This window comes from Hyphomonas sp., assembly GCF_017792385.1.
Taxonomy (GTDB): Bacteria; Pseudomonadota; Alphaproteobacteria; order Caulobacterales; family Hyphomonadaceae; genus Hyphomonas.
This window is the reverse complement of sequence record NZ_CP051230.1, coordinates 3,647,717-3,671,643: the sequence shown is the minus strand read 5'-3', so window position 1 is coordinate 3,671,643 and position 23,927 is coordinate 3,647,717. Positions and strand designations below refer to the sequence as shown.

The 23,927-nt window shown below is 60.5% G+C and carries 22 protein-coding genes and 1 pseudogene; 2 read left to right on the top strand and 21 right to left on the bottom strand.

Translation table 11 applies throughout. From position 1 onward, the window contains the following. Nucleotides 1-52: 52 nt before the first annotated feature. From HF955_RS17705 to trbB, 15 genes are read right to left on the bottom strand one after another with little or no spacing between them, the layout of a single operon-like run. Nucleotides 53-3,064 (bottom strand): RelA/SpoT domain-containing protein, encoded by a 3,012-nt coding sequence (locus tag HF955_RS17705; protein ID WP_084396174.1) that lies wholly within the window; start codon nucleotides 3,062-3,064, stop codon nucleotides 53-55. After that, nucleotides 3,061-3,837 carry an RES family NAD+ phosphorylase gene (locus HF955_RS17700; protein ID WP_084396175.1) on the bottom strand — a complete coding sequence of 259 codons (777 nt, stop codon included), beginning with the start codon at nucleotides 3,835-3,837 and terminating at the stop codon, nucleotides 3,061-3,063. Before HF955_RS17700 ends, HF955_RS17705 begins: the two co-directional genes overlap by 4 nt. Continuing rightward, nucleotides 3,797-4,174, bottom strand: a complete 378-nt coding sequence (locus HF955_RS17695) for an MbcA/ParS/Xre antitoxin family protein (protein WP_084396193.1) — start codon at nucleotides 4,172-4,174, stop codon at nucleotides 3,797-3,799. The genes HF955_RS17700 and HF955_RS17695 overlap by 41 nt, the downstream gene beginning before the upstream one ends. A gap of 50 nt (nucleotides 4,175-4,224) precedes the next feature. Next, nucleotides 4,225-4,422 (bottom strand): hypothetical protein, encoded by a 198-nt coding sequence (locus HF955_RS17690; protein WP_143435261.1) that lies wholly within the window; start codon nucleotides 4,420-4,422, stop codon nucleotides 4,225-4,227. 20 nt (nucleotides 4,423-4,442) lie between these two features. Next, a complete protein-coding gene (locus tag HF955_RS17685; RefSeq protein WP_084396177.1) occupies nucleotides 4,443-4,757 on the bottom strand; it encodes a DUF736 domain-containing protein in 315 nt (104 codons plus the stop codon). Between the two features lie 7 nt (nucleotides 4,758-4,764). Next, nucleotides 4,765-5,001 (bottom strand): DUF2274 domain-containing protein, encoded by a 237-nt coding sequence (locus HF955_RS17680; RefSeq protein WP_084396178.1) that lies wholly within the window; start codon nucleotides 4,999-5,001, stop codon nucleotides 4,765-4,767. Beyond that, nucleotides 4,998-6,275, bottom strand: a complete 1,278-nt coding sequence (locus HF955_RS17675; protein WP_084396179.1) for a TrbI/VirB10 family protein — start codon at nucleotides 6,273-6,275, stop codon at nucleotides 4,998-5,000. The genes HF955_RS17680 and HF955_RS17675 overlap by 4 nt, the downstream gene beginning before the upstream one ends. Nucleotides 6,276-6,280: 5 nt before the next feature. Then, nucleotides 6,281-7,318: a P-type conjugative transfer protein TrbG gene (gene trbG, locus HF955_RS17670; RefSeq protein WP_084396194.1), complete on the bottom strand. Its 1,038-nt coding sequence runs from the start codon at nucleotides 7,316-7,318 to the stop codon at nucleotides 6,281-6,283. Nucleotides 7,319-7,323: 5 nt separating this feature from the next. Continuing rightward, the gene (trbF, locus tag HF955_RS17665; protein ID WP_084396180.1) at nucleotides 7,324-8,016 is read right to left on the bottom strand and encodes a conjugal transfer protein TrbF; all 693 of its coding nucleotides are present in this window, start codon (nucleotides 8,014-8,016) and stop codon (nucleotides 7,324-7,326) included. A gap of 3 nt (nucleotides 8,017-8,019) precedes the next feature. Then, entirely contained in the window at nucleotides 8,020-9,336 is a 1,317-nt protein-coding gene (gene trbL / locus HF955_RS17660) for a P-type conjugative transfer protein TrbL (RefSeq protein WP_273184060.1), read from the bottom strand. Nucleotides 9,337-9,342: 6 nt separating this feature from the next. Beyond that, the gene (trbJ, locus tag HF955_RS17655) at nucleotides 9,343-10,041 is read right to left on the bottom strand and encodes a P-type conjugative transfer protein TrbJ (protein WP_084398221.1); all 699 of its coding nucleotides are present in this window, start codon (nucleotides 10,039-10,041) and stop codon (nucleotides 9,343-9,345) included. Between the two features lie 9 nt (nucleotides 10,042-10,050). Next, the gene (gene trbE / locus HF955_RS17650) at nucleotides 10,051-12,522 is read right to left on the bottom strand and encodes a conjugal transfer protein TrbE (protein WP_084398222.1); all 2,472 of its coding nucleotides are present in this window, start codon (nucleotides 12,520-12,522) and stop codon (nucleotides 10,051-10,053) included. Beyond that, nucleotides 12,516-12,770, bottom strand: coding sequence for a VirB3 family type IV secretion system protein (locus tag HF955_RS17645; RefSeq protein WP_084146418.1), 255 nt, complete (start codon nucleotides 12,768-12,770; stop codon nucleotides 12,516-12,518). Before HF955_RS17645 ends, trbE begins: the two co-directional genes overlap by 7 nt. After that, on the bottom strand, nucleotides 12,770-13,105 hold the full coding sequence (locus tag HF955_RS17640) for a TrbC/VirB2 family protein (RefSeq protein ID WP_084398223.1): 336 nt from the start codon (nucleotides 13,103-13,105) through the stop codon (nucleotides 12,770-12,772). Before HF955_RS17640 ends, HF955_RS17645 begins: the two co-directional genes overlap by 1 nt. After that, a complete protein-coding gene (gene trbB / locus HF955_RS17635; RefSeq protein ID WP_084398224.1) occupies nucleotides 13,102-14,097 on the bottom strand; it encodes a P-type conjugative transfer ATPase TrbB in 996 nt (331 codons plus the stop codon). The genes HF955_RS17640 and trbB overlap by 4 nt, the downstream gene beginning before the upstream one ends. A 266-nt stretch (nucleotides 14,098-14,363) precedes the next feature. Here trbB and HF955_RS17630 point away from each other — a divergent pair, with 266 nt between their 5' ends. Beyond that, nucleotides 14,364-15,212, top strand: a complete 849-nt coding sequence (locus HF955_RS17630) for a DUF2285 domain-containing protein (protein ID WP_084398225.1) — start codon at nucleotides 14,364-14,366, stop codon at nucleotides 15,210-15,212. A 287-nt stretch (nucleotides 15,213-15,499) separates the two neighbouring features. Here the strand turns inward: HF955_RS17630 and HF955_RS17625 are convergent, their stop codons facing one another. The 4 genes and pseudogenes from HF955_RS17625 to HF955_RS17610 form a co-directional block, all read right to left on the bottom strand. Then, nucleotides 15,500-18,526 carry a type I restriction endonuclease subunit R gene (locus HF955_RS17625; RefSeq protein WP_233356030.1) on the bottom strand — a complete coding sequence of 1,009 codons (3,027 nt, stop codon included), beginning with the start codon at nucleotides 18,524-18,526 and terminating at the stop codon, nucleotides 15,500-15,502. A gap of 56 nt (nucleotides 18,527-18,582) precedes the next feature. Beyond that, nucleotides 18,583-19,329: an abortive infection family protein gene (locus tag HF955_RS17620; RefSeq protein WP_084397387.1), complete on the bottom strand. Its 747-nt coding sequence runs from the start codon at nucleotides 19,327-19,329 to the stop codon at nucleotides 18,583-18,585. Further along, nucleotides 19,319-20,635 (bottom strand): restriction endonuclease subunit S, encoded by a 1,317-nt coding sequence (locus tag HF955_RS17615; protein WP_084397389.1) that lies wholly within the window; start codon nucleotides 20,633-20,635, stop codon nucleotides 19,319-19,321. Before HF955_RS17615 ends, HF955_RS17620 begins: the two co-directional genes overlap by 11 nt. Next, nucleotides 20,622-21,689 (bottom strand): annotated as a pseudogene (locus HF955_RS17610) (N-6 DNA methylase); the annotation flags it as partial. The gene HF955_RS17615 and the pseudogene HF955_RS17610, both read right to left, overlap by 14 nt. Nucleotides 21,690-21,755: 66 nt before the next feature. Here HF955_RS17610 and HF955_RS17605 point away from each other — a divergent pair. Further along, nucleotides 21,756-22,894 (top strand): IS3 family transposase gene (locus HF955_RS17605; RefSeq protein ID WP_291076907.1). Its coding sequence is split into 2 segments (ribosomal slippage): nucleotides 21,756-22,014 and nucleotides 22,014-22,894, totalling 1,140 coding nucleotides; the frame shifts between segments, so codons are not numbered across the junction. Here the strand turns inward: HF955_RS17605 and HF955_RS17600 are convergent. Together HF955_RS17600 and HF955_RS18500 are read right to left on the bottom strand one after the other, a co-directional pair. After that, a complete protein-coding gene (locus HF955_RS17600; protein WP_084397068.1) occupies nucleotides 22,870-23,694 on the bottom strand; it encodes a DUF262 domain-containing protein in 825 nt (274 codons plus the stop codon). The two genes, HF955_RS17605 and HF955_RS17600, sit on opposite strands and share 25 nt — an antisense overlap. 11 nt (nucleotides 23,695-23,705) lie before the next feature. Next, complete coding sequence (locus HF955_RS18500) at nucleotides 23,706-23,891, bottom strand: helix-turn-helix domain-containing protein (protein ID WP_084397066.1); 186 nt, start codon at nucleotides 23,889-23,891, stop codon at nucleotides 23,706-23,708. Nucleotides 23,892-23,927 lie beyond the last annotated feature (36 nt).

Below are 23,927 nucleotides of genomic sequence, written 5' to 3'. Positions count from 1 at the left end.
CAACAAGACGGGCAATTCCGGTCAGAATAGTGCCGGAGGACCTTTTTTTTGGCTATTCATCTGCATCCGTAAGGGGCTCGCCATAGTCGAGCCGTCGCAGAGCGATCTCTTCCTGAGCACGCCGGTTTTCCGCAGCCACTCTACGTTCCAGAGAGCGGATTTCCTTTTCGGCAAACGCCCTGACGCGCCCAGAAGCGTCATCAAGCCACGACCTGATCGAATCCGCCTTCGCCTGATAGGTCTCTGCCGCGCCAAACTCTCCGGTCATCATTCCGGTTTCTTGAAAGACAAGCGAAACTGTCTTTTCGATGTCGTCGGTCGCCGCATCGGAAGCGAGGATAGCGCGCAGGATCGGCAGCAGCGTTTCGCGTCCTTCAAATCCCTCCAGGAGCGATATGACAAAGGCCAGCGTATCGCCATCAGCACCGTTGATCAGCGCGGTGAGCGTTTCCGGCAGAGGCGATTCAAATTCTGGATAGACCCGGCTCAGAAAATGCGACAGCTGCCACCGCGCGTTGACGCCGTCCGCATCGTTCCAGCGGCGCAGAGCATTGAGCACGTCTTTCGGGTGAGACTGAAGCGCCTTGTTGACCTCGTGAAAGGAGAAGGGAACGGCGTCGAAGAGTTCACGACCTTCTTCCTCCGCGCTGGCGATCCGCCGGCCGAAATACTCCAGAACGGCGATATGATCCTGACGGGCGAGAGGGAGGAGAATGGCTTCAGCGTGATAGTCGATTGTCGGCGCGTCCGCCATGGCGTCAAGCAGGGCCGCGCGCTGCGCGGCGCTGAGGTCCGCAAACAACGAATCTCCCTGAGCCGAAAACCATGTGTAATCGATCCATCGGTGGTTTCCCGCAGCATGAAGCGTGGAGAGGCACGGAAAGAAAACCTTGTCTCGCCAAAACGCCTTGTCATCGACGAAACGGCGGGTTGCCGCTTCCAGCAGCATGACGCAGGCGTGTTGGTCCGTCTTGTCTCTTGAGATTTCCACAACGCGCAGGACGAGCTCGCGATCAACCGTCTTAGTGAACCTCGCCGTCGATGCGATCTCCGGCAGGAACTCACCTTTTTCTGCCCAGGCGAGCAACGCGGCCTTCGCGTCCACACGCGCGTCAGTTTCTAAGAGTGCGACCGCCAGAGGGGCAAGGGTCCAGTATGGGAGCAAATCACGATCATTTAGCAGGTTCATGCCGAAGGTAGGGTGGCGCCTCGCGATCTGTTCAAAAAACCGGACTAGAGGCGGAAAGGTTGCGAGATCATTCGACTGGACCGCTGCGGCGCGACCCAGACGCTGCTTCCAGTTTCCCCAAGTCTCCTCCGATATGCTGTCGAGCAGTTCATCCTGGCGCTGATCGCGTATGCGCTGATCCTTTCTGAAATCGAATCCGTTATCCTCCCACATATGTGGAAACACAGATCTGAAACCGACGAGAGTTTTGAAGATAACAAACTCCTCGTCTACATTGAGCGCATCGCGTAGCGCAAAAATGGTGTCGATCAATTGCGTCCGCGCCTTGGCGACTTTCGCGTCGCGCATAAGGTCGTCCGACAACGAACGATAACGCCGCCACAAATGCAAGATTCGCTGTTCGTAATCCTGTCGCACATCCATGGGCTTTTGTGTCAGGATCGGTTGAAGCGCGTGCAGCAGATGGGCGCTGTCGTCCAAGATCATCGCCATCACGTCATTGCTGTAGGCCCCGTGTTGCGGGCCGGAGCCGGCGATAAACAGATTGGAGATGGCGAGGCGCTGATCGTCTTCCGATGGGGCGGCCACCGCCAATAGAATGAGCACGTCGAGGGCGTTGCGGCGAGCGGCCGCAAGGGCATCGCTATAGATGATCGCGCCGGTGTGAAACGTGACCGTGTTGGAGCTTGAGGACGTCCCGGTGATGTCCGGCTTCAGAATTTCGCCGCAAATCGTTGCTGCAATCGGCGCCATGGCATCAAGATTCTCTTCCGCCTTGAGAGCGTTGGCGAGGCGCGTTTGCGCGATCGGTCCATATTTTTCCCAGACCTGCAATGTGTGTGCAGACAGCTTTTCCGCGAGACCTATCAAATGCTTGCGAGAGTCTGGATTGTTCGTTTGAACAAACAAGTCGCGGATTGCAGCGTAAGTCGCTTCAGGATCGAGATATCGATATCGTTCGAGAATATCGGCAATGACTTTTGCAACGTCATGTGGCTCTGCGCCGGGATAATTCCCAAATGGGGTTTCACGGGATTTCGTGGCGGTGTCGTGAGCCGCTAGCCAAGCCTGTTTCAGTTTTTCCCTTATGTCCGGAAACTCGGTCTGCGGATCGTCATAGTAGGGCAGAATATCGTCGCGCAGACGTTCGGCCGCATCCTTGCGTTCATTATTGTCGGGCGCGCTCAAGATCGCATCCACCGCGCCGAGATCGAACAGCGCTTTCCCTTCCATGAGTCGTTGAACATCGCTTGCGATTTTCTGAAAGACATAGCCCGCCGGCAGAAGGTGATTGCGCATAACCTCGCCGAGTCGGCGCTCAATCATTGCAAAATCACGGTCGCCGAACCCTTTGATCTCTGGCCGTTTGTAGATGATGTCGTGGGCCATTTCCGCCCAGGCGTGATTCAGCGTCGTTTGAACCTGGACTTCGCACCAGAGGCCTTTGAACCGGTCATATTCTACGAGCGTCGTGCGGTCGTCTTTTAGCCGGACGACATAATTGTAAGACTGAAAGAGCTTTTCGGCGTCCTCAGCGCCCGGTCCGGGTTGATGGAATTTCGAGCGATCCCAATCGATCTCGAAGAGGTCTCCCAAAAGGCCCGAGGTTGCGAAGCGATTGACGTCATTGTTAGTGTAAAAAACAATACGGCACCCGGCTAGGTCTTTGCGTACAGTTTCGATTTCCTCTGACTCAATTGCACCTGCCTGCTTGAGCCTTGCCCGCAAAGATATCGGATCCTTTGCACGGGACTGAATTTGTTGAAGTCTGAACCCTTGAGCATTCTGAATTGCGCGATCCAGCAATTCCGCAACGACGTCGCAAAGCTCTGCGTAGAGTGCTCGTCCGCTCGATTCATACTCGTCAATATTCATTGGTTCGACGGAACCTCCCAATCGATAGTCCGCATTCGCGCATCGGCATCCCAGGAAGTGGCTGGTATGCTGAATTTCTCTCCCCGAAATTCGCAGATCGCATGCACGCCCGCCTTGTTGAACCAGAGCCGCCAGGTCTGGTTCTGAGTGGGGGCATTGGCGGCGAAGGCGGCGCAGGTGAGGATGGCGGAGTTGGGCCGGTGCTGAGGGTCGCGGACAGAGGCATAGCGGATCAGCTGGATGCTTTCGGTACGCGCGACTTCTTCGAGTTGCTGGCACGCTTCGTAGTCGTTGGGATGCATCCAGAGGTCGGCAGCGTCGCTGAACGGCTTTGACATAAGATCGATCGCGGCATCGGTGCGGACCGGCACGTCGAATGCGGTGTGCTCGCTAGGGCGAGCTGGAAATGGCGTGCCCGGAGAGTCCGCATAGAAGATCAGTAGATGAAACGCGGTTTCGATGATCGCGGTCGCCGGTTCTTCGGACACATAGTAGACGCCGGGCGTCGGTCCGGCACGGCGGAACCGCGAACCGTTCGGATAGAGGCCGTAGCGGAACGGCGTCATGTAGAGATAGTGAAGACCCGCGCAGTCGGGCGGCACCGGCGGCTTGGTTGCTTCGAGCATGTCTTCGAGCAGGCGCTGCTCATCCAGCGTATCAACAAGCTGAAGCGTGGAGACGATGTGTTGCGCCTCCACGCAGCGCCAGAAGACGCGGGAAACGCTTTTCCGTTCAGAGCGGAGCGCGTCTGGAATCCAGATAGGCAAGGCCATGGGTCAGTCCTGATATCGTCTTGATCTGATCGAGTGGACGACCGCCAAGCGCCCGGTTTTCATTGCGCAGCCAGGCATTGGCCACCTTGCCGTCGCCGCCGGTGATCGCATCAAGCGACCGAAACAGGCGAACAAACAGGGCGCCGAGTTCGAACGGCTTGGTGCCTTCTTCCAGCCGGTACTCGTCCTTGCGCATCCGGGAGACGGTCGGTTCCGAAACTCCCAGAATCAGGGCCATGTCCTTGCCAGAAAGGCCAAGCTTTTCCCCAGCCCGGACCACGGCCATGGTCATCACCCGCGCCCGTTCCTGAGCATCTATCGCTGCCGTTTGAGACATGTCGGTATCCTTTCCTTGGAAACAATACATATCAATCCTTTCTGTAGAAATCAAGGGCGACGTCTCTTTCCGGGCTTGGCAGGGGTTTCGCCACCGAGCGCGGCCTCGATCCGGTCAACAGCCGAGGCGCGTTCCCTGACTTCCCGGTCGAACCTGTCGAACAGGGGAAAATACTTCTCGCCGCAATGGCGCACGACGAGCGCCGCGATGCGGCGGCCTTTCTCCAGATCGTTCAGGCTCAGGCTCATCGGAGGTTCTGCTTTCCCGATCAGCCGGCTTTCGCCCGGTTCCACACCATGACGCCTGTGCCGTCCTTCTCGTTCTCGAAGAAGGCCGCGCGCATGGGGCTGGCAAAGCTCGGATCATCGAGCTTCACGGCGAGATACGGGGTTTCGCCGTCCTTGCTTTCCTGACGCCAGGCCGCGCCGAGTTCGGCGCCGCCGGCATAGAGCCGGAAGTCTGGCGCGCCGTCTGAGACCTTGTCCGCATTGGGAACAAGCTGGGCTTTGACATTGATGGTCATGGTGCGGATGGTGCCGGTATAGCTGCCATCTTTCAGGGTGAACGTGCCGATCTGTGCCATTGTAAGGTTACCTTTCGTTGCTGGCATTGGCGTGAAGGGCGCGGCGCGCCCGCTTGAACCCGGCGTCGGACGCCAGGAAGCTTTCGATCATGGCGGGGATGAGCGCTTCGGGCTTTTCCTCCGCGCCATAGGTCTGTCGGTAGATTTCGGCATAGTCGCTGAGCGCGCTGGCGAGGTCGGGATCGACCGAAAGGCTCATTCGCACCGGCGTGCGGTCAGGTAATTGTCCAAGACGAAGGGTCATCGTGTGGCTCCTTGGGGGTGGGGTCTGAGAATGAGGTCGCGGGTGACGACCACGCGCACGGGCCAGCCGGGCCGCACGCGGATGGTTGGCTGGATGCCAAGATTACGCTCGACGACGCGCTGACCGGCCTGGTTGACCGTGTCCGTCGTGCCGCGGCGGATAGCGCGCTCAAGGTCGCCGTCACCGTCCGCGCCAAGCTCGGCCCCGACGCCCAGAATGGTCGCCAATCCGGCTGCCACGAACACACGGTCCCAGTGATGGTCGGTGCGGTCAGACAGACCCGCAAAGCCCTGGGCATCAGCACCCGGCGCGGAGATGACGATGGAGGATCCGTCCGGGAAGATGATCCTGTCCCAGGTCACGAGCGCGCGGTCCTGACCGAACGAGACTTCCGACTGGTAGCGCCCGATCAGCCGCGAGCCTTGCGGGATAAGCAAATACTGCCCGGTGACCGTGTCATAGACGGGCTGGGTGACCTGCGCGACGATCGTGCCGGGGAGGTCCGAGTTGATGCCGGTGACCAGCGAGGCCGGGATCAGCGTGCCCGCCATGACCTGATAAGGTGAGGCCGGGTCCTCGACGCCGTGCGGATTGTAGATCTCGCTTTCCATACCTTCCGCGGCAAAGGCGAGCTTGCGCGACTGGAGATTGGTATCGTTTGGCTGACCGAACGCGGACGGCGCGCCTTGCGGCAGGGCGGCGAGCGCGAGCAGTTCCGAACCAAGATCAAGCGCGGGGTCGCGATAGGCTGGGCGCGTGTCGGTGGCGCTTGCCGTGCCGCTCTGAGAATCGAGCCGGAAGAAGACCGGTGCGCGGGCCGCTTCATCGGCAAGCGCCGCCTCGCGCATGCGTCTTGCGCGTTCGGCCTCATCGGCGGGGTTCGGGCGGAAATCGTCCTCGAACCGGGTGACGTATTCCGGTTCGATCCCCAGTTCGCGTTCAGCCCGCAGCATGGTCGCGCCGAGATCGCCGGAGAGTGGCGGGCCAAGGCGCGCAATGCGATCCTCCAATGGCGCGATGTCGCTATAGCTTGCCGGAAGCGTGGAGAGGCCTTCGGGCTTGCGCGTGTTGGTCGTGTTGTAGAGCTCGCGCCGGGAGTCCGGATCGACGGCTGTCGGCGGTTTGAGCGCAATGCTCATCGCCGCGAACAGGGCGAGCACGCCAAGGCCTGCGCCGACCATCAGGACCTTGCGGTTGACCCGCGTGACCGGCTTCGGGCTGGAGCGGATCTTCAGCCGCTCGGCATGCTCGTCAAAGGGAATGGGCTCGGACATCTTCCTCAGTCCCCGAAGATCGCGGCCAGCGGCGAGCGGCGCTCATTGCGCGAGATGCGGACAACCGTCTGGTTCCGCTCGCCGAGGCGCAGTTCCGCCGCGCGGAACAGCCGGTCGACGACATAATAATTGCCGCGCACCCGGTAGTTCACGAGTTCGGCGTCGCCGTCCGCGCCCAGCACGAACAGAGGCGGCATGTCGGTGGTGGCAATGTCCTCAGGCATCTGGATGAACACCTGCCGTCCATCATCGAAGACGCGCACCGGCTTCCAGTCGGGGCTGTCGCCGGAGAGTCGGTAGTCGAAGTTGAGGCCCTCAAGTGTCAGGCCGCGCTCAATGCTGCCCGCGTCTCTGGCGATGGCGCGTTCGTTGCGGGCGGTCAGGCCTGCCAGTTCATCGGCCGGGTAGCGCCAGGAGAGCGCGGCCATATAACCGCCGTCGGTGCTTTCGAGTTCGAGGTGATAGGTACGCCGGTCAGTGGCGATCATCAGGTTTGTGCGGATGCCGGAGCTGATCGGCTTGACCAGCACATGCGCGCGGGCCGTTGCGCCCGATCCTGAAATCGTGTCGCCGACGACCCAGCGGACCGTGTCGCCCGCCGAAACCGAGACCAGTTCCTCTCCGGGCTGCAGGGCAATGTCCGATACCTGGCCGGGGCTCGCATAGAGCCGGTAGAGCGCGCCCTCGGTATAGGGATAGACTTGGATCGCGTTCACATAGCCATCGACCGAAGGCTCAATGAGAGCGCTGGTGCGGCCCTGCTGGATGGCTTCGGCGGGGGAGACCGATGGAGCGCTGACGGTTCTCGTATAAGTCCGTGTCACGCTGCCATCGGGAGAGGTGGTGACCCGCGCGCCGACCGGCATCATCTGGCCGGGCAGCGGAAGCGCCACGGCGGTCTCTACGATTTCGACCGGATAGTCGGCGCGATCTTCGACCGGCGTCGCGGCGACAAAGGCGCTGGCGTCGATGGGCTCAAGCTCAGTCGTGGCGCAGGCTGACAATAGCGCCATGGCGGAAGCGGCGGTGAGGATACGAAGCATGGGGATCATTCTCCTGTAACGAGGTCCTGACCCCAGTTCAGGGCATGGACATAAAGGCCGAGCGGATTGGCGCGCAGGGTCTCGGCGTCCGTCGGCGGCTGGGTGATGAGGGTGAAATTGCCGGTGAACCGCTGGGCGCGGACCAGCGCGCCATTCTCATAGGTCTTCTCGATCCAGCGGGCCTGGAAACTGTCATCGGACACGCGCACGACGCTGACCACATCCACGGTGCGGGATTTGCGGCCGACATCGGCAAAGGGATCGTTGGCCGAAGCGTATTCGTTGAGCGTGGTCGCAGCACGGTCTGTCACGAAATCATAGGCCCTCAGCCAGTTCTCGCGAACGACGACAGGGTCAACGGAAAGGCCCCGCACATGGGTGATGAAGTTGGCCAGGTGATGGGCGATCTGGGCGTCTGTCGGGGTGTAGCGCTCCGTTGCCGGAGCAATGGCTCTTGCCGCGCCTGTCTCATCGACTTCCACGACATAGGGCGTGACGGTCGATTGCATACTCCGCCAGACCAGCGCGCCGGAGGTGACAAAACAAAGCCCGAGACAGCCGAGCGCCATGAGCCGCCAGTTCTTCGCCTGCACGCGGGCGGAACCGATACGCTCGTCCCAGATTTGACCCGCCTTCTGGTAAGGCGTTTCGGGGAACGGGCTTGGCCCATAGCTTGCGGAGGATCGCTTGAAAGCCATCGTCTAGTCGTCCTTGTCTTTGAGGGTGGGGTTCGCGCCGGAAGCGCCGCGATCACCGTCGCGGATCGAATGGGCGGCCATCTGGCCTGCCTGACCCATGCGCTGGCTGGTCTGCATGCGCCGCGCCCAGCCGGGGCTTTGGGATGAGGATGATCCGGAGGCAGAGTTTTGCATGGACGCGGTCTCAGACCCGCCGGTGGCGCGCCAGGCCCCCTGACTGCCGCGTTGGTAGGCCTCGCGCATCGACTGCGCGGGACGGCTTGCGGCGCGGCGCATGGCGTCGCCGCCTGCACGGGCGACACCGGCAAGGCCGGCCGCGACGCCCGCTGCGCCTGATGCGCCAGAGGCGACCGATCCCAGAGTGTAGGAGGTGCGCGCCGCGCCCGCCATGCTGGCGCCGGCCTTGACGGCGCTTGAAGCGCCGCCTGCCACAGCGCCAACAGCAGCGCGGCCGCCCATACCGGCGACATAGGTCCCGGCGGCGACACCGGCCGCCGCGCCTGCGGCAGAGCCTGCACCGAGCTGCGGCGCACCGGTGATGAGGCCGCTTGCAATGCCGGGCGCAAAGATGCCCATCCAGAAGAAGACGATCGCGGCGAGCACCGTGCCCATGACCTGGGCGAGCGTCACATCATCCCCGGTGCGGAACGCGTCGGTCACCGACGAGAACAGCGTCGAGCCAATGCCAATAATGACGGCGAGCACCATGAGCTTGATGCCCGAGGTGATGACATTGCCGAGCACGCGTTCGGCCAGGAACGTCGTCTTGTTCCAGAGGGCGAAGGGCACGAGCACGAACCCGGCGAGCGTCGTCAGCTTGAACTCCAGGATGGTGATGAAGAGCTGCACGGCCAGCACGAAGAAGGCGACCATGATGATCGCCCAGGCGACGAACATGACGGCGATCATGATGAAGTTGTGGAAGAACGAAATCGGCCCCAGCATGTCGCCGATCTCTTCGAGCAGCGGCTGACCGGCATCGAGGCCGACGCTGGCGATGAAGCCGGGGCGGAGCAGGTCATCAGCCGTCATCGCGCCGCCGCCAGCGGTCACACCCAGCTGCGCGAAACTGTCAAAGACGATCCCGGCGAGCAGCGAGAAATTGCCGATGAGATAAGCGAAGAAGCCGACATAGAGCACCTTCTTGAGGAGCCCGGCGATGACGTCCGTATTCTGGCTGAGCGCCCAGAACAGGCCCGCCAGCGTGATGTCGATGGCGATGAGCGTGGTCGACAAATAGGCGACATCGCCCGCCAGCAGGCCGAACCCGCTGTCAATGTAGGCGATAAAGGTCGCGAGAAATGTGTCGATCACGTCCATGGCCCGCTACTCTCCGAGAAAGGCCCGGGTGCGGGCGCGGCCACGTTCGGCCTCGGCGAGCTGGCGGGCGCGCTCCAGTGCTTCGGCGCGGTAATGGGCCGCCATCATGGCTTCCATCTGCATGAGCTGCTCGGTCTGCAGCGCCGCGATCTGGTTGCCGGCCTGCGCCACCTGGAGATTGCCCACGGCGGACTGGCTGTCCGCGATCAGCCGGTCGAGGCTGTCACTGTCAGCCCGCGCTGTGGAGACGACCTGCGCTGTGACGGTCAGGCTCTCGCGATAAGCCGTGCGAGACTGGCGCCAGCGGGCGCGGGCCTCTTCGACGAGCACGGCCTGTCGCGGCGGTTCACTGCCATAGTCTTCCGGGTAGATCTCTTCATAGTCGCGCTCGATCTCCTCGACGCGGTAGCCGATGCCTTCGGCCTCGCGCATCAGGTCTTCGATGCGGCGCATACGGCGCAATATGTCGTCGGCAATGCTATCGGGCAGTGCTTCGAGATCGCGCGCCATATTCTCCAGCATTTCGATCTCATGGGTGAGCTGCTGGATTTGCTGGTTCACTTCCTGAAGAGAGCGGATGGCCTGGTAGATGTTCTGGATGTGGTTGGCCGGGTCATAGACCGTCCATTGGGCGGCGGCGGGCGGCACGATGAGGATGGAAAGCGGCGCGGCGCAGATCAGGGCGGAGGCAAGGAAACGTTTCATCGGGGGCTCCTATTCGGCGGCAAGGAATTGGGCGGGATGGAAGGAAGTGTGCGCTTCGGACTCCGGCGCATGGCCGGGCCAGCGGGTCAGAAGTTCCGCCGCCCAGGGCAGACCCTTTTCGATGAGCCAGCAGGCCGCGAACCCGTCCCCTTCCGTCTCGGCCCAGATACGATCCAGGCGGGCCTGATCTTCCGGCGAGGATGCGCCGCAGACTGAGAGGGCGATCGGCCCGAGGCCGAGATCGAACACGCGGGCGCCCAGCGGCGACTGGTAGTAATAGTCACGCTTCGGTGTCGCCCGGCTGATCAGTTCGATCTGGCGGGCGTTAAGCCCGAACCGCTGATAGGTCTCGCGGGACTGCGGTTCCTGTGCGCGCTCATTCGGCAGGAATATCCGTGTGGGGCAGGACTCGACGAGGGCTGGCGCAATGCTTGAGTTCGCAATGTCGGCAAGGCTTTGCGTCGCGAACACGACAGACACGTTCTTCTTGCGCAAGGTCTTGAGCCATTCGCGAATGCGTGCCGCGAACATGGGATCATCAAGGAACAGCCAGGCCTCATCGAGGATCAGGAGTGTTGGCTTGCCGTCAAACCGCGCTTCAAGCCGGTGGAACAGGCAAGTGATGACCGGGGCCACCGCGCCCTTTACGTGCATCAGCTCTTCCATCTCGAAGGTGGCGGTGTCCGCGAGGCTGAGGCTTTCATGATCGGCATCGAGAAGCCGCCCATGCGGACCTTCGAGCGTGAACGGATGCAGCGCCGATTTGAGCGTGTCGTCCTGCAGCATCAGGCTGAGGCCTGTCAGCGTGCGCTCGGGTTCAGGCGCTGAGCTAAGAGACTGGATCGCTTCCCACAGCCGGGCCTTGAGGTCCGGCGTCATCGCGACGCCTTCATTGGTGCAGAGGCCTGCCAGCCAGTCTGCGGCAAAGCTCGCGCCGTGTTCGGTGTCGATGTCTTTCAGCGGCTGGAGGCTCGGAGCATGACTGCCGCCGAGATCAATATGCGCGCCGCCCATGCAAAGCGTCGCCGCGCGGGCCGAGCGCCCCTTGTCGAAGATAAAGACCTGCGCCCCCTTATAGCGCTTCCATTGCAGCGCGAGCAGCGAGAGCAGCACGGACTTGCCCGCGCCGGTCGGGCCGACGACCAGCGTATGCCCGACATCACCGATATGCAGGTTCAGGCGGAACGGCGTCGTGCCATCGGTCTGCGCCTGAATGAGCGCGGGGGCTTGCAATTGGTGATTGGTTTCTTTGCCGGCCCAGACCGCCGAGAGCGGCACCATATGGGCAAGGTTCAGCGTGTGCAGGATCGGCTGGCGGACATTGGCATAGGGGTGACCGGGCAGGCTTCCAAGCCAGGCATCGACGGCGTTCAGCGTCTCGCGGATCGCGGTGAAGCCGCGCCCATTCACGATGCGCTCGGCCACGCTGATATGTTCGTCCACGGTGCGCCTGTCCGGATCAGCAACCGTAATCGTGGTTGTGACGTATCCGTAGGACACAAGATCACTGCCAAGCTCCTGCAGGGCGGCATCGGCATCGACGGCCTTGTTGTCGGCATCATTGTCGACGAGCGCCGCCTGTTCATTGAACATGGTCTCGCGCAGGACCGCGCCGATGGATTTGCGCTTGGCGAACCAGTGCCGGCGCTTCTTGCCGAGGACCTTTTCGGCCTCGGCCTTGTCCATGGCAATGAACCGCGTCGCCCAGCGATAGGCAAAGCCCTGCCGGTTGAGCTCATCAAGGATGCCGGGCAGGGTCGAGGCCGGAAACCCGAGAATGGTCAGGGTGCGGAGGTGCGCCGCCCCGATCATGGGTTCCAGACCGCCCGCGAAGGGCTCATCAGCCAGCACCGCGTCGAGGAAGACGGGGAGCTCGGGCGTGACGACCGGATGGCGCTTCGTCGAGATGGTCGAGTGTAGGTAGGTCAGCGTCTCATCGTCTGAGAGCTTTGCGATCTCCGCGAGGCAGGTGGAGAGGAGGTCGAAGACGCGGCCTGCGTGCTGCTCGAACGTTTCCAGCCGGTGACGCCAGGTCGCGGCGTCTTCGGTTTCGGCACGTTGGATCAGAGCTTTCTCGGCGCGGCCCGTGGCATCGGCGGGCGGCAGCCAGAGCAGGGTCAGATAATAGGCACTCTCGAAGCGGGCGCTGGCTTCCTCCGCTTGCAGCGCGCGTTCCTGATCGACGAGCCAGGACAGCGCATCGGAAAAGTCCGTCTCCGGGTAGTCATGCACTTCATGGCGCTGCGCTTCGAAGAAGAGCGCCCAGCCGGATCCGAACCGGCGCAGCACATTATTGACCCGAGCCGTGACCGAAACGAGTTCTTCCTCGGTGGAGCTTTCGAGGTCAGGGCCGCGATATTTGAATGTCGTCTGGAAACTGCCATCCTTGTTGAGGACGACGCCCGGCGCGACGAGACAGGCCCATGGGAGATAGTCGGCCAGCAAGACTGGTGTTTCTGCATATTCTCTGAGGTTCAACATGTCAGATGCTCCTTGTGGCGCGTCGAGCGGCCTGCGACGGCCATGAAATCCGGATCGCTTCTGGCCATGAACACAGCCGCCGAATGCCCCACCGCCCAGAGGACGAGGCCCGGTATCCAGAGCTGGAGGCCGAGGCCGACAGCAGCCGCGAGCGTGCCGATGGCGATAGCGGCCGTGCGCGGCGCGCCCGCCATCAGGATCGGCTCGGTCAGGGACCGGTGGAGGGGGATTTCATAGCCGTCGGCCATCAGACGAGCGCTCCGCCGCCGAATGAGAAGAAGGTCAGGAAAAACGAGGTCGCGGCGAAGGCGATGGAGAGGCCGAACACGATCTGGATCAGCTTGCGCATGCCGCCGCTTGTCTCACCAAAGGCCAGCGTGAGCCCCGTAATGGTGATGATGATGACCGCGACGATGCGCGCGACCGGGCCTTCAATCGAGGTCAGGATCTGGTCGAGCGGGCCTTCCCACGGCATGCCGGAGCCGGCCGCATGGGCGGGCCCTGCGATAAGAATGCCGATGCCGATACAGGCCGCGACCTGGACCGTTCGGTTCACGGTCTGGAGGTGATTGCAGAGCGTCATTGGGTTTCTCCATGTTGGACGAGGGACAAGGAACGGGAGACGAGCGGGGCGGTCTGATACCCCTCGCTGTCAAAGCCGGTGACGCGCAGCGCTTCTTCAACGCGGCGCTGACCGCCGGCGCGGCTCATGAAAACGACGACATCGATCGCCTCAGCGATGAGATCGAAGGGTGCGCGGGGCGTGGCCTCCAGCGTCAACTGTTCAAGCCGGGTGAGCGCGCCGTGGGCGGAGTTCGCATGGAGCGTCGTGATCCCGCCGGGATGGCCCGTGTTCCAGGCCTTCAACAGATCGAGGGCTTCAGCCCCGCGTACCTCGCCGACAATGATCCGGTCAGGACGCATACGGAGCGTTGATCGCACGAGATCCTGAAGGGTCGCGGCCTCGCGATGGGTTCGCAACTGGACGACATTGGGTGCAGCGCATCTCAGCTCGCGTGTGTCTTCGAGAATGACGATGCGGTCGTCGTGAAGTGAGGACTCTGCCAGCAGCGCATTCGTGAAGGTCGTCTTGCCCGAGGATGTTCCGCCGGCAATCAGGATGTTTGTGCGCGCTGCAATTGAGTGTTTGAGTGCCGCTGCGAGCGCCGGTGCCAGCGCGCCCTGAGCAACATAATCGCCGAGTTGAAAGGGTGTCGACGCGGGTTTGCGGATGGCGAAACATGGCGCTGTCGAAACAGGTGGGAGAAGCCCTTCGAACCGCTCGCCGCTGCCGGGGAGTTCTGCAGAGACGATCGGGGAGGTGCGGCCTGCAGCCTCTCCCACCCCGGAGGCGACCAGGCGGATGACGCGCTCGCGGTCTGAAGGGGCAAGTGTGTGTTTGGAAACGATTAGACCGATGCCGGCCTTCTCGATCCACACCGAACCGTCCGGATTGGCCATGATCTCGATCGTATCAGGCGCTTCCAAGGCCTCGCGCACCACCGGGCAGAATGCCGTGCGCAGCATCGCTGTGCGACGGGTTTCTGTCTCCAGTTGGTGCGGTGAAGGTGACATGGAACGGGGCCTTTCGTGGACCCTTCAATCATCCCAGCAACACCGCCGTCGCATCAGTTCGAATGCGGGCCAATGAAAGCAAAATGCAGCAAGCCGCCGCAAACCCCTGCAAAGCGCGTCGTAAATGGACGCGCAAATGCTGAGCTCATCCAGAGCGAATACAGTCCGATTGGATAAGCGGTTATCCTTAAGTTGGGCGCGCGCCGAATGAATCGCGCAAAAGTGGAACGAATTTTGCTCTCTCCTCTGCAAGTGGAGGAGAGAGCATGAAGACCTTTGCGCTTGAAACCAATGCGGAAACAGCCGCTTACGACTATCTCTCGCGTCTTTCATCGGACCGCTGGGCCTGGGAATATGTGCGTCGCAATGACGACTTTCGCGACGATGCGGCAAGTCGCACAGACGACGACATTTCCGAAAAGAAAGCCGATTGCGCCGACATCCGCATCCTGCGTTCGCGCGTGCCTCAGACCCTGGCTGAGCGCTGGGGCCTTGTTTTCATGCCCGATCCGGACCTGAACGGCTTCGACGCGGACGCCGTGTGGAGCCACTATGTCTTCCCCGACCAGGTCGAGGTGAACTGCACGCCGCGCAAGCCGGGCCAGAGCTGCGATATCTGGGATCGCACCGTGCCCCATTGCAGCATCACGCACATCACGGACCGCTCCGCCCGCGAATATCTTCTGCTACGCGGCAATGATTGTGTCGTGCAGGTGCACTGCACGGGCCAGACGTTGCTGGGACTGGAACCCGTGCGTATGAAGCTGCAAATTTCGGATATGAAGGCCTATGAGCGCAAGCTGAAGCTCCAGAAGGAAGCCTTCCGGCTTTATGGAAAGGGGCCGAACACATCGGCAGCGCGCTGGACGAAGACCACGCAAATCCTGCGCAATGGCGTCATCGCGCTTGATTGCCTGAAGGCCGGGATGAGCCAGAGAGAAATCGCTTCACTGCTCCACGGGCCGAAAACGGTCGCCGAGGAATGGGGCGTCGATGGCAGTTCGCTGCGGGCATCCATCCGCTATGTCATCTCCAAAGCCGAAGGCCTGCGCGATGGCGGCTATCTCGTGGAGCTCCTGGGAGCGCGCCTCGGCGGAGATCGTCAGGCAGCCTGAGTCCTTTGCGGCCTGCCCACGCCAAAGGCGCGGGGCTGTTCGCCCGGCTGGATGGGCCGTTGAGAGGCATCATGGCGGTCCTGGGTGATCGCCGACCTTCGCCCGGCGCTCGCCCCGGAGCCGCGAGAGCCATCCTGCGCCGACCGGCCCGGCGAGGCTCAATGAGGGTCCGGTTGTTTGTTCGAAAATCGTGGCTCTGGGTCTCGCCGGCTGGCCGCGCGCCCGCGCTTCCCACTGGCCTGACGGCCAGAGGGGTCGCGGGCGCTAAGGGACGGCGTCACAACACATCAAATTTGCCGCTCGGCCATGAGCTCCGCTTGCCGGATGACCAATTGGGTTGCAGCTTCCTGCGCATCCGGAGGATATCCATACTTCGCCAGTAGTCGCCGGACCGTGCGTCTCATGTCAGCCCGAACGGCATCGCGCTGCGTCCAGTCAAGCGTTGCCTTGCGCTTGATGCTTTCTGCGAGCTCTCTCGCGATCAGCTTGAGCGTTTCATCCTGCATTACGTCCTTGGCCGACGCATTGTCAGCGAGCGCTTGATAGAAGGCCACCTCATCTTCCCCGAGGCCGGTTTCTTCGCCTTCGGCAATTGCTGTGGATATTGTTTTTGCAAGGCCGATCAGCTCTTCAATGACCTGAGCTGTAGAGATTGCCCGGTTCGAATATCGGACAAGCACGCTTTCCAGCGACTCCCGGAAACCTCGGGATTGGACGATGTTAATCCTCTCTCGCGTGCGAATCTGATCGCCGAGCAGTTTCTTCAGCGTTTCCAGCGCGAGGTTCTTTTGTGGCAAGGCAGCGAGGCGATCCAGGAAGTCGTTTGAGAGGATGCCTACATTTGTGTCAGGTATACCGGCGACTTCGAAGAGGTCTATGACGCCATCTGTGCGGATCGCGCCGGAAATGACCTGCTTTACGGCCGACGATGTCGTGTTTGAAGACTTTCCATTGCCATCATCGAAGCGCTTTTTGATCGCGGCACGGACGTTCTGGTAGAATGACAGGTGATCGCGGACATTATGCGTTTCCGGCCTCGGAACCGATAATGCGAATGCCCTTGAGAGACTGGCCGTCATATCGTTGAAGCGCTTCTTGCCGTTCTCCTGTTTAAGCACAAAATTCGCGCCGTCGATGATTGCGCCCAGCTGATCTGCTTCGGTGCCCTGAACCAGTGCCATGTAGTCAAACTCGCCGAAGAAGGTGGCGAGTTCCTCTGCGTGACGCATCATGAGCGGCACAGCCTGATCCTGAATCCGCTCGACAGGTTTCCCTTCGCCGCCTGCCTGTGTATACGTCTGGATCGCGTCGCGGAGCTGGTCCGCGATACCGAGATAGTCGACCACAACCCCGCCGGGCTTGTCGCCGAACACGCGGTTAACCCTAGCAATCGCCTGCATGAGATTGTGCCCGGCCAAAGGCTTGTCCAAATACATCGTATGCAGCGACGGGCAGTCGAAACCTGTCAGCCACATGTCGCAAACGATCACCAGTCGAAGCGGGTCGGCATTGTCTTTAATGCGGGCTGCAAGTTTTTCACGGCGAACCTTCGTTCGTCCGTGATATTTCGTTCGTTCTTTTCGCGCCTCGAAGGCCTCTTTGGTTTCACCTTTTCGCGGCGTCTTGCCGACATTGGCGTCCATAACAACCTTGATCGCGCCCGCGTCATCCGCGTCCGCGTGCCAGTTCGGACGCAGGGCGGTGATCTCGTCATAGAGGTCCATGCAGATGTCGCGGCTCATGCAGACGATCATCGCCTTGCCGTCGATCACCTCTGAGCGGTTCTCATAGTGTGAGACGATATTCGCCGCGAGGGTTTCCAGCCGCGCCTTTGCGCCTGCGAGCTCTTCCAATGGGACGGCAATATCACTTTCCTCAGCCGTTCCAGCATCTTCCGCGTCCGCCGCCTCAGAGATCAAACGCTCAGCTTCTGCGATGCCGGCATCGTCGGGCAGCAATTTGATGAGCTGCATCTCATAGAAGATCGGGACGGTCGCATTGTCGTCGATCGCCTGCTTGATGTCGTAGATATCAACATCGGAGCCAAAGACGCCGCGCGTTGAGCGGTCATCGCCCTCAACGGGCGTCCCCGTAAAGCCAACAAAAGTCGCGTTCGGCAGGTTTTCGCGCATCCAGCGCGCGCCGCCTTTGAGGAAGCCATACTGGCTGCGATGGGCTTCATCGGCGAGGACGACAATGTTGCTGCGCTCGCTGATCGGGTCGTTGCGCTCTTCGAATTTCTGGATCGTGGTAAAGATCACGCCGCCGGACGCGCGGGTGAGTTTGGCGGTCAGGTCATCGCGGTCTTCGGCTTGCTCAGGGTCCTGACGCAGCAAGGCGCGCCCTTCCGCAAAGGTGGCAAACAGCTGGCCGTCAAGGTCGTTGCGGTCGGTCACAACGATGATGGTCGGGTTCTCCAGCGCCGCGTCAGCCACCAAAGCGCCGGACAGCATCAGCATGGTCAGGCTCTTGCCGGAGCCTTGCGTGTGCCAGACGACGCCGCCTCTGCCGTCGCCTGCTGGCTTCAGGGCAGATTTCACACGCTCGCGGGCTTTGCGCACGGCGCGGAACTGATGATAGCCGCCAATCTTCTTGATGATGCGCCCGGTGCGCTCGTCTTCCTCGAACACGACGCAGTGGGCGAGATAGTCAACAAGCGCCCGAGGCCAGAACAGGCCGGTGATGACATTTTCCAGCGTCGGTTCGCCGGGATAGCGGTCATCCTTGATGGAGCGCCAGGGCGTGAACCGGTCCTGATCGGCGGTCAGTGAGCCGACGCGCGACTGGTCGCCATCGCTGATGACCATGATTTCGTTGTAGGCGAACAGAGCTGGGATGGCTGCCTTATAGTCCTGCAACTGATCATAAGCCGTCCAGAGCGTTGCATCCTCATTACTCGGATCTTTCAGCTCGATCACCGCGACCGGAAGGCCGTTTAGGAAGACAGTGAGGTCCGGGCGGCGGCGGGTTTCACCGTTGACCACGGTCAGCTGGTAGACCACGAGAAAGTCGTTCAAGGATGGATCGCGCCAGTTAAACAACCGCGCCTTGTCGCCGCGTGTTTCGCCAGCGGCGTTTCGATACTCGACATCGACGCCATCAGTCAGCAGGCGATGGAACCAGCGATTATTCTGCTCCAGTGTCGGTTCTGGCGGGCGGGAAACCGTCGTGGCCGCCGCGTGGATGGCGTCTTCGTCAAAATCGGGATTGAGCCGCCGCAGCGCCGCCATCAGGCGCGGCATCAGGACGACATTTTCGTAACTATCGCGCAACGGCCTGTCTCCGCCGGGGGAAATATCCGCGCCGCGCGCCACGTCATAGCCTTGGGCCTCAAACCAGCCGAGGGCGGCCTTTTCGACAATGTCTTCGTTCATGCGTCGGCCTCCCTTGTTTCTGTGTCGGCTGTTTCGGCTTCAAGAATTTTTTGCTCTTCGATAAACGCGTTAAAGGCGGTTTGATAACCAGTTGGATCTTGTTCGAATAGTGCTTTGCTTAAGAGCACAGGTGTATCGATGATTGCGATTGTGTTTCTGCCTATATCAACCCACGCTTCCAAGTTTTCATCGATCCACGTATTCAAATCTAAATAGTCGCTATACCTCAAACGTGATAATTGTTTTCCCCGCGACGAATTTAGATGAGACTTGAATAACAGCCCAACTACAGCGTCCGTGGCGCGGGCTAGGATTTCGGCGTAGCGTGCATCCAGCATAGGCGCATAAGCATCTGAGCCATGTGCTGCCGTTCCATGAGCGTTTCGAATCTCGACAATGCCATCGATGATTGAATTGACCCCGCGAACCAGTTTTTCTGAGCCACTTTTCAGTTTGGCATCTGTGTGCCCGTTATCATGAACGCCGAGATGCAGGAATTTGGTTGTTTCCGAGATCAGCTTCGGCGCTTCCCATGCATCGTCGGGCGTTTGCCCCCGGTCAATCAGGATCGTTTTGCAGGTCGTTTCAATCAGCGTCCGGCAAAAGGAAACAGCGATGCCCGGCCTGTCAGGCATCGCTTCTTCGAGGGCTTCGACCTGCTGTCGCAGCACAAGCGACTCCGGATGGCTGTCCATCAGCTCCCGGCAGGCGGTCAGGCGGAAGGCGTAGGTCTCATCCGCCATCGCTTGCCTCCACTGGTTCGGTGGGGGTCAGGCCGAGGGCTTCAAGGTCCGGGGCGGGCAGTTCGCCGGAAATGAGCTTGGGGAGCAGTGTGTCGCGCAGGTCGGCTAGCACGGCCATCTCGTCGCGATTGGCCGAAATGCGATAGAATAACGGCGCGGCCATTCGCCCAAAGCTATTCAGAAAATCCGCAGGCGGCTTCGCTAATCCATAGCTGGATATGGACTCGTGGCTAACGCGTTGCCGACCACTGGTGCCCGTCATGTTTTTGATTGCGTACTCGCGAAATTTTTCGTTGCGCGCCAGACAATAGATGAACTCTTTGGTCGTCGCATTTTTCGGACCAAGGACCATAAACTCCGTCGATCCCCAGCCGACCTCTCGGTCAGCCAGAAAATCAACAAGAGCGGTTTTGCCGTTTTCAAGGCAGGGCGTAATGCGGGCGAGCAGGGTGTCGCCGTTTTGGAAGCGCATGCCCGATGTGAAGTCTCTAAGCGCCCAACTCTCTGCCGTGGGGCCAGAAGTCGGAACGTCGGACATGCCGAGATAAGTAGACGTGGTGCCCTTCTTGAGTGATCTCGTCGGGTTTACATCTATGAGTTCTGATAGCTCTCCCACCGTCCACCCGGTCGGGATGTCGCCGAGGTCGGAGGGGGTGAAGCTGTCGGGGAGCTGGTCGAAGAGGGCTTGCGGCATGCCGCGGAAGCTGGTCGCGCCAGCGGCCTTGGCGCGGACGGGCTCGAAATCGACAAACCACGCCCGGAACACCGCCCGCGCGATCTCCTCCAGCGTGCGGTTCATCTCCCGCAAGAGATCGATCTTCTTATCGAATGCCGAAGAAACAATGCCGCGCGCTACTTGCTCGTAAAAATCAATGTCAGGGAACGGAAGGTTTCTCAAAAAATCTGTATCAAACTTTCCAGCCCCGATACCTGTTGTCCCAATGTTTTCGTTGAAATCCTGCCGAAGAGACTCGATCCAGAAATGGAGAAAAGTAGGGTCGATGCCCTTCTTGGGTACGAGCGCCTTAACATCTTGATTGAAGGCGACATCCTTCTGGGCGAAGCAGATCGGTACAAAATTGAATAGTCCGCTTCCACGGACCAGTATCAATGTCGAGCCTGCAGGAGCAATTCTCGATCCCGAATTTAGCCCCTCAGGTGTAATTGTAACGTCGGTGTCTCCGAGATATCGGGAGTCCATATTTGAGGCGGAATACCAAGGAATACTCCCGCCCCAATAAACTGGATTGGATTTTCTTGGCGTGCCTCCCGAGAGAAAATCAGCTGCGTCATCAAGAGTTTTCATAGCCAAACTCCTTGAGGACTTCAGCGATGAGGCTATCGAGCTTGGTTGCCCTTTGCACCTGTCTGCGATGATCCTTGGCAAGCCGCTCCATCTTGTCCTCGAACGGCTCATCATCGGCCTTGCGCGCGGCGCTGCCGACATAGGTACCGGGGGTGAGGACGTGATTATACTTGGCGATCTCCGCCAGCGTTGCGGCCTTGCAGAAGCCTTTGACGTCTTCGTAGTCGCCCGCATCGGCTTCGCCGCGCCAGGCATGATAGGTGCGCACAATGCGGCCAATTTCCGTATCGGCTGGCGGCGGGGAAAGCTTGCTGTCGCGCCCGGTGAGGAAGCGCAGGGTGCGCGAGCCATCCTCCATCTGGCCGAAATCGCGGGCATCGATGAACAGCGTCTCGCCGGAACGGTTGCGCGCATTGCGCTTGGTTCCGTCCGGCCCGCGATCAATATATTTTCCGCTCTTGTCGCGCGTGACAAACCAGAGGCAGACCGGAATACCCGTCGTCAAGAACAGCTGCGGCGGCATGGCGATGATGCAGTCCACAAGGTCGGCCTCGATAATCGCCTTGCGGATATCGCCTTCGCCACCCGTGGTCGTAGAGAGCGACCCGTTCGCCATGACGAAGGCCGCAATACCGCCGCCCTTGCCATTGGGCGGGGAGAGGTGGTGGATGAAATGTTGTATCCACGCATAATTGGCATTGCCGACGGGCGGCGGGCCGTATTTCCAGCGCGTATCCTTTCGAAGCAACTCGCCCGACCAGTCGGAGATGTTGAAGGGCGGGTTGGCGAGGATGTAATCGGCTTTCAGGTCCGGGTGCAGGTCGCGCGTGAAACTGTCGGCGGGCTGCTCGCCAAGGTTCGCCTCGATCCCGCGAATGGCGAGGTTCATATGCGCCAGCCGCCAAGTGGTGGGGTTGGATTCCTGCCCGAAGACGGAAAGGTCACGCCGTGAGCCACCATGGGCTTCCGCGAAGCGTTCGGACTGCACGAACATGCCGCCTGAACCACACGCCGGGTCATAGACGCGCCCTTCATAGGGCTCGATCATTTCGACTGGTCTGCCCCCACGAAAGTGGTCCATTATTTGAGTTAGTTCCGGCTTCAGATATGGAGCTGAGACATGGGCAAGAGATCAACGCCTGAAGAGATCATAGCGAAGCTGCGGGAGGTGGAGGTCCGCCTCGCGCGGGGTGAGACGACGGGTCAGGCCGTGCGTTCGATCGGGGTGACGGAACAGACATACTATCGGTGGCGCAAGGAGTATGGCGGGCTGCAGGTTGGCCAGGCCAAACGGCTGAAGGAGATCGAGAAGGAGAATGCGCGGCTGCGTCGCGCCATTTCTGATCTGACCCTCGACAACCAGATCCTGCAGGAAGTCATCAAGGGAAAGTTCTGAGCCTTTCACGCAAGCGCGAGGCGGTCGATCATGTGGTGGAGACACTCGGCGCAACCGAGCGCCGGGCCTGCCGCGTGATCGGCCAGCACCGTTCCACCCAGCGCAAGCCGCGTGTGCCACGCCAGGACGAGGATGTGCTGACAGCGGCCATCATCGCCCTGGCTGAACGGTTCGGCCGGTATGGCTACCGCCGGATCACGGCCCTGCTGAGACGGGATGGCTGGCATGTGAACGAGAAGCGGGTGTATCGCATCTGGCGGCGTGAAGGGCTGAAAGTGCCAATGAAACAACCAAAGAGAGGCCGTCTCTGGCTGAATGACGGCTCCTGCATCCGGCTGAGGCCGATGCACAAGGGCCATGTCTGGTCCTATGACTTCGTTCAGGACCGCACGCATGACGGCAAGGTGTTCCGCATGCTGTGTGTGATTGATGAGTTCACTCGCGAATGCCTCGCCATTCGTGTCGAACGCAAGCTCAACTCCCGCGATGTCCTAGACACGCTGGGCGAACTGTTCGTGCATCATGGCCCGCCGGAGCATATCCGTTCCGACAATGGCCCCGAGTTCATCGCCACGGCCCTGCGCGAGTGGCTTGGCCGGATCGGCGTGAAGACGCTCTATATCGAACCCGGTTCGCCTTGGGAGAATGGATACTGCGAGAGCTTCAACTCCAAGCTCAGAGACGAGTTGTTGGCGAGGGAAATCTTCTATGATCTCAGGGAGGCGAAAGTCCTGATCGAGACCTGGCGGTGGCATTACAACACCGCGCGTCCGCACTCTTCTCTGGGCTACCGACCGCCCGCGCCACAAGCCATCTTGCCCGCGGCGTTCATACCGCCTTACTGTGGGGAGGTAGCGGCATGAACGCCGCTACGTGGAAACCGCCGGGCTAATAAATCTGGTGGACCACTCCGGTGGGGCAGACCAAGTTTCGCGCCCAAGGAATTCACCCGAACGAAGATCTCTGTGACTTCCTCATAGGATTTATCGCGCTCGAGCACATGAACCCGATATCCGTAGTCGCGAATAGCGCGCAGTTGCTTCAGGCGCGATGTGTATTTGTCATAGCGCGGATCGTCCATTGAGGTGACGCCGGCGGCTTTTAAGAAAGGTGTATCGCTGCTTTCCTTAAACACGCCTGTTACTGAGACCCAATGCGGCTTTGCCGCGAGTTTTTTGGAATGAACAACGAAGGCCATTTTGTCGAAGCGCTGGAGGAGTTCGTCTTCCGACGCGTCGGCTGAGTCCTCGGTGTCATCGTCATCTGTATCGTCGTTTTCATTGACTTCTGTGATGAATTGAAGATCGTCCGGGTGGTCCAGATTGAAGAGAATATCTATAGGACGCTTCCTTCCGCGAACATGGACAGGTTGTCCTCGCAGGATTGCCGATAGGGACGTCAGACGCTGTTGACCATCGAGCAACAATTGAAACCGACCCGTATCGGTAGTGGCCTGATCAACTGCAAACTCACGCGTCGCGACACCTTCATCAGTTTCCCAGGTCAAGATCGTACCTGACGGATAGCCCCTATAAAGAGAATCCAGCAGGTCTCGGACGCGAGTAGATTGCCAAACATATTGACGCTGCATTTCCGGCAAACGGATTTCGCCTCGCTCAATCTTTGCGACGAGCTCCTTTATTGGAATGTCCTGCTGCGCCATTTGCTCCCCATTTAGCTTTCTTTACCCGAGGATTTCTGGCCCTCGATCCACTCATCAATCTCACCCTTGCGGAACCGCCAGGAGCCGCCGACCTTGAAGCCCGGTATCTTGCGCTCGGAGGCCAGCCGGTAGGCGGTTTTCTCCGTAATGCGCAGATATTCCGCCACTTCCTTGATGGTCAGAATGTCGGTTTCCATGACCGCCCCTTGAGCCGAAATCAGCCTGTTTGAGAA

Excerpts from the sequence above, each read along its gene's own strand:
- HF955_RS17705 (WP_084396174.1), bottom strand. The coding sequence starts at position 3,064 with ATGAATATTGACGAGTATGAATCGAGCGGACGAGCACTCTACGCAGAG.
- HF955_RS17700 (WP_084396175.1), bottom strand. The coding sequence starts at position 3,837 with ATGGCCTTGCCTATCTGGATTCCAGACGCGCTCCGCTCTGAACGGAAA.
- HF955_RS17695 (WP_084396193.1), bottom strand. The coding sequence starts at position 4,174 with ATGTCTCAAACGGCAGCGATAGATGCTCAGGAACGGGCGCGGGTGATG.
- HF955_RS17690 (WP_143435261.1), bottom strand. The coding sequence starts at position 4,422 with ATGAGCCTGAGCCTGAACGATCTGGAGAAAGGCCGCCGCATCGCGGCG.
- HF955_RS17685 (WP_084396177.1), bottom strand. The coding sequence starts at position 4,757 with ATGGCACAGATCGGCACGTTCACCCTGAAAGATGGCAGCTATACCGGC.
- HF955_RS17680 (WP_084396178.1), bottom strand. The coding sequence starts at position 5,001 with ATGACCCTTCGTCTTGGACAATTACCTGACCGCACGCCGGTGCGAATG.
- HF955_RS17675 (WP_084396179.1), bottom strand. The coding sequence starts at position 6,275 with ATGTCCGAGCCCATTCCCTTTGACGAGCATGCCGAGCGGCTGAAGATC.
- trbG (WP_084396194.1), bottom strand. The coding sequence starts at position 7,318 with ATGCTTCGTATCCTCACCGCCGCTTCCGCCATGGCGCTATTGTCAGCC.
- trbF (WP_084396180.1), bottom strand. The coding sequence starts at position 8,016 with ATGGCTTTCAAGCGATCCTCCGCAAGCTATGGGCCAAGCCCGTTCCCC.
- trbL (WP_273184060.1), bottom strand. The coding sequence starts at position 9,336 with ATGGACGTGATCGACACATTTCTCGCGACCTTTATCGCCTACATTGAC.
- trbJ (WP_084398221.1), bottom strand. The coding sequence starts at position 10,041 with ATGAAACGTTTCCTTGCCTCCGCCCTGATCTGCGCCGCGCCGCTTTCC.
- trbE (WP_084398222.1), bottom strand. The coding sequence starts at position 12,522 with ATGTTGAACCTCAGAGAATATGCAGAAACACCAGTCTTGCTGGCCGAC.
- HF955_RS17645 (WP_084146418.1), bottom strand. The coding sequence starts at position 12,770 with ATGGCCGACGGCTATGAAATCCCCCTCCACCGGTCCCTGACCGAGCCG.
- HF955_RS17640 (WP_084398223.1), bottom strand. The coding sequence starts at position 13,105 with ATGACGCTCTGCAATCACCTCCAGACCGTGAACCGAACGGTCCAGGTC.
- trbB (WP_084398224.1), bottom strand. The coding sequence starts at position 14,097 with ATGTCACCTTCACCGCACCAACTGGAGACAGAAACCCGTCGCACAGCG.
- HF955_RS17630 (WP_084398225.1), top strand. The coding sequence starts at position 14,364 with ATGAAGACCTTTGCGCTTGAAACCAATGCGGAAACAGCCGCTTACGAC.
- HF955_RS17620 (WP_084397387.1), bottom strand. The coding sequence starts at position 19,329 with ATGGCGGATGAGACCTACGCCTTCCGCCTGACCGCCTGCCGGGAGCTG.
- HF955_RS17615 (WP_084397389.1), bottom strand. The coding sequence starts at position 20,635 with ATGAAAACTCTTGATGACGCAGCTGATTTTCTCTCGGGAGGCACGCCA.
- HF955_RS17600 (WP_084397068.1), bottom strand. The coding sequence starts at position 23,694 with ATGGCGCAGCAGGACATTCCAATAAAGGAGCTCGTCGCAAAGATTGAG.
- HF955_RS18500 (WP_084397066.1), bottom strand. The coding sequence starts at position 23,891 with ATGGAAACCGACATTCTGACCATCAAGGAAGTGGCGGAATATCTGCGC.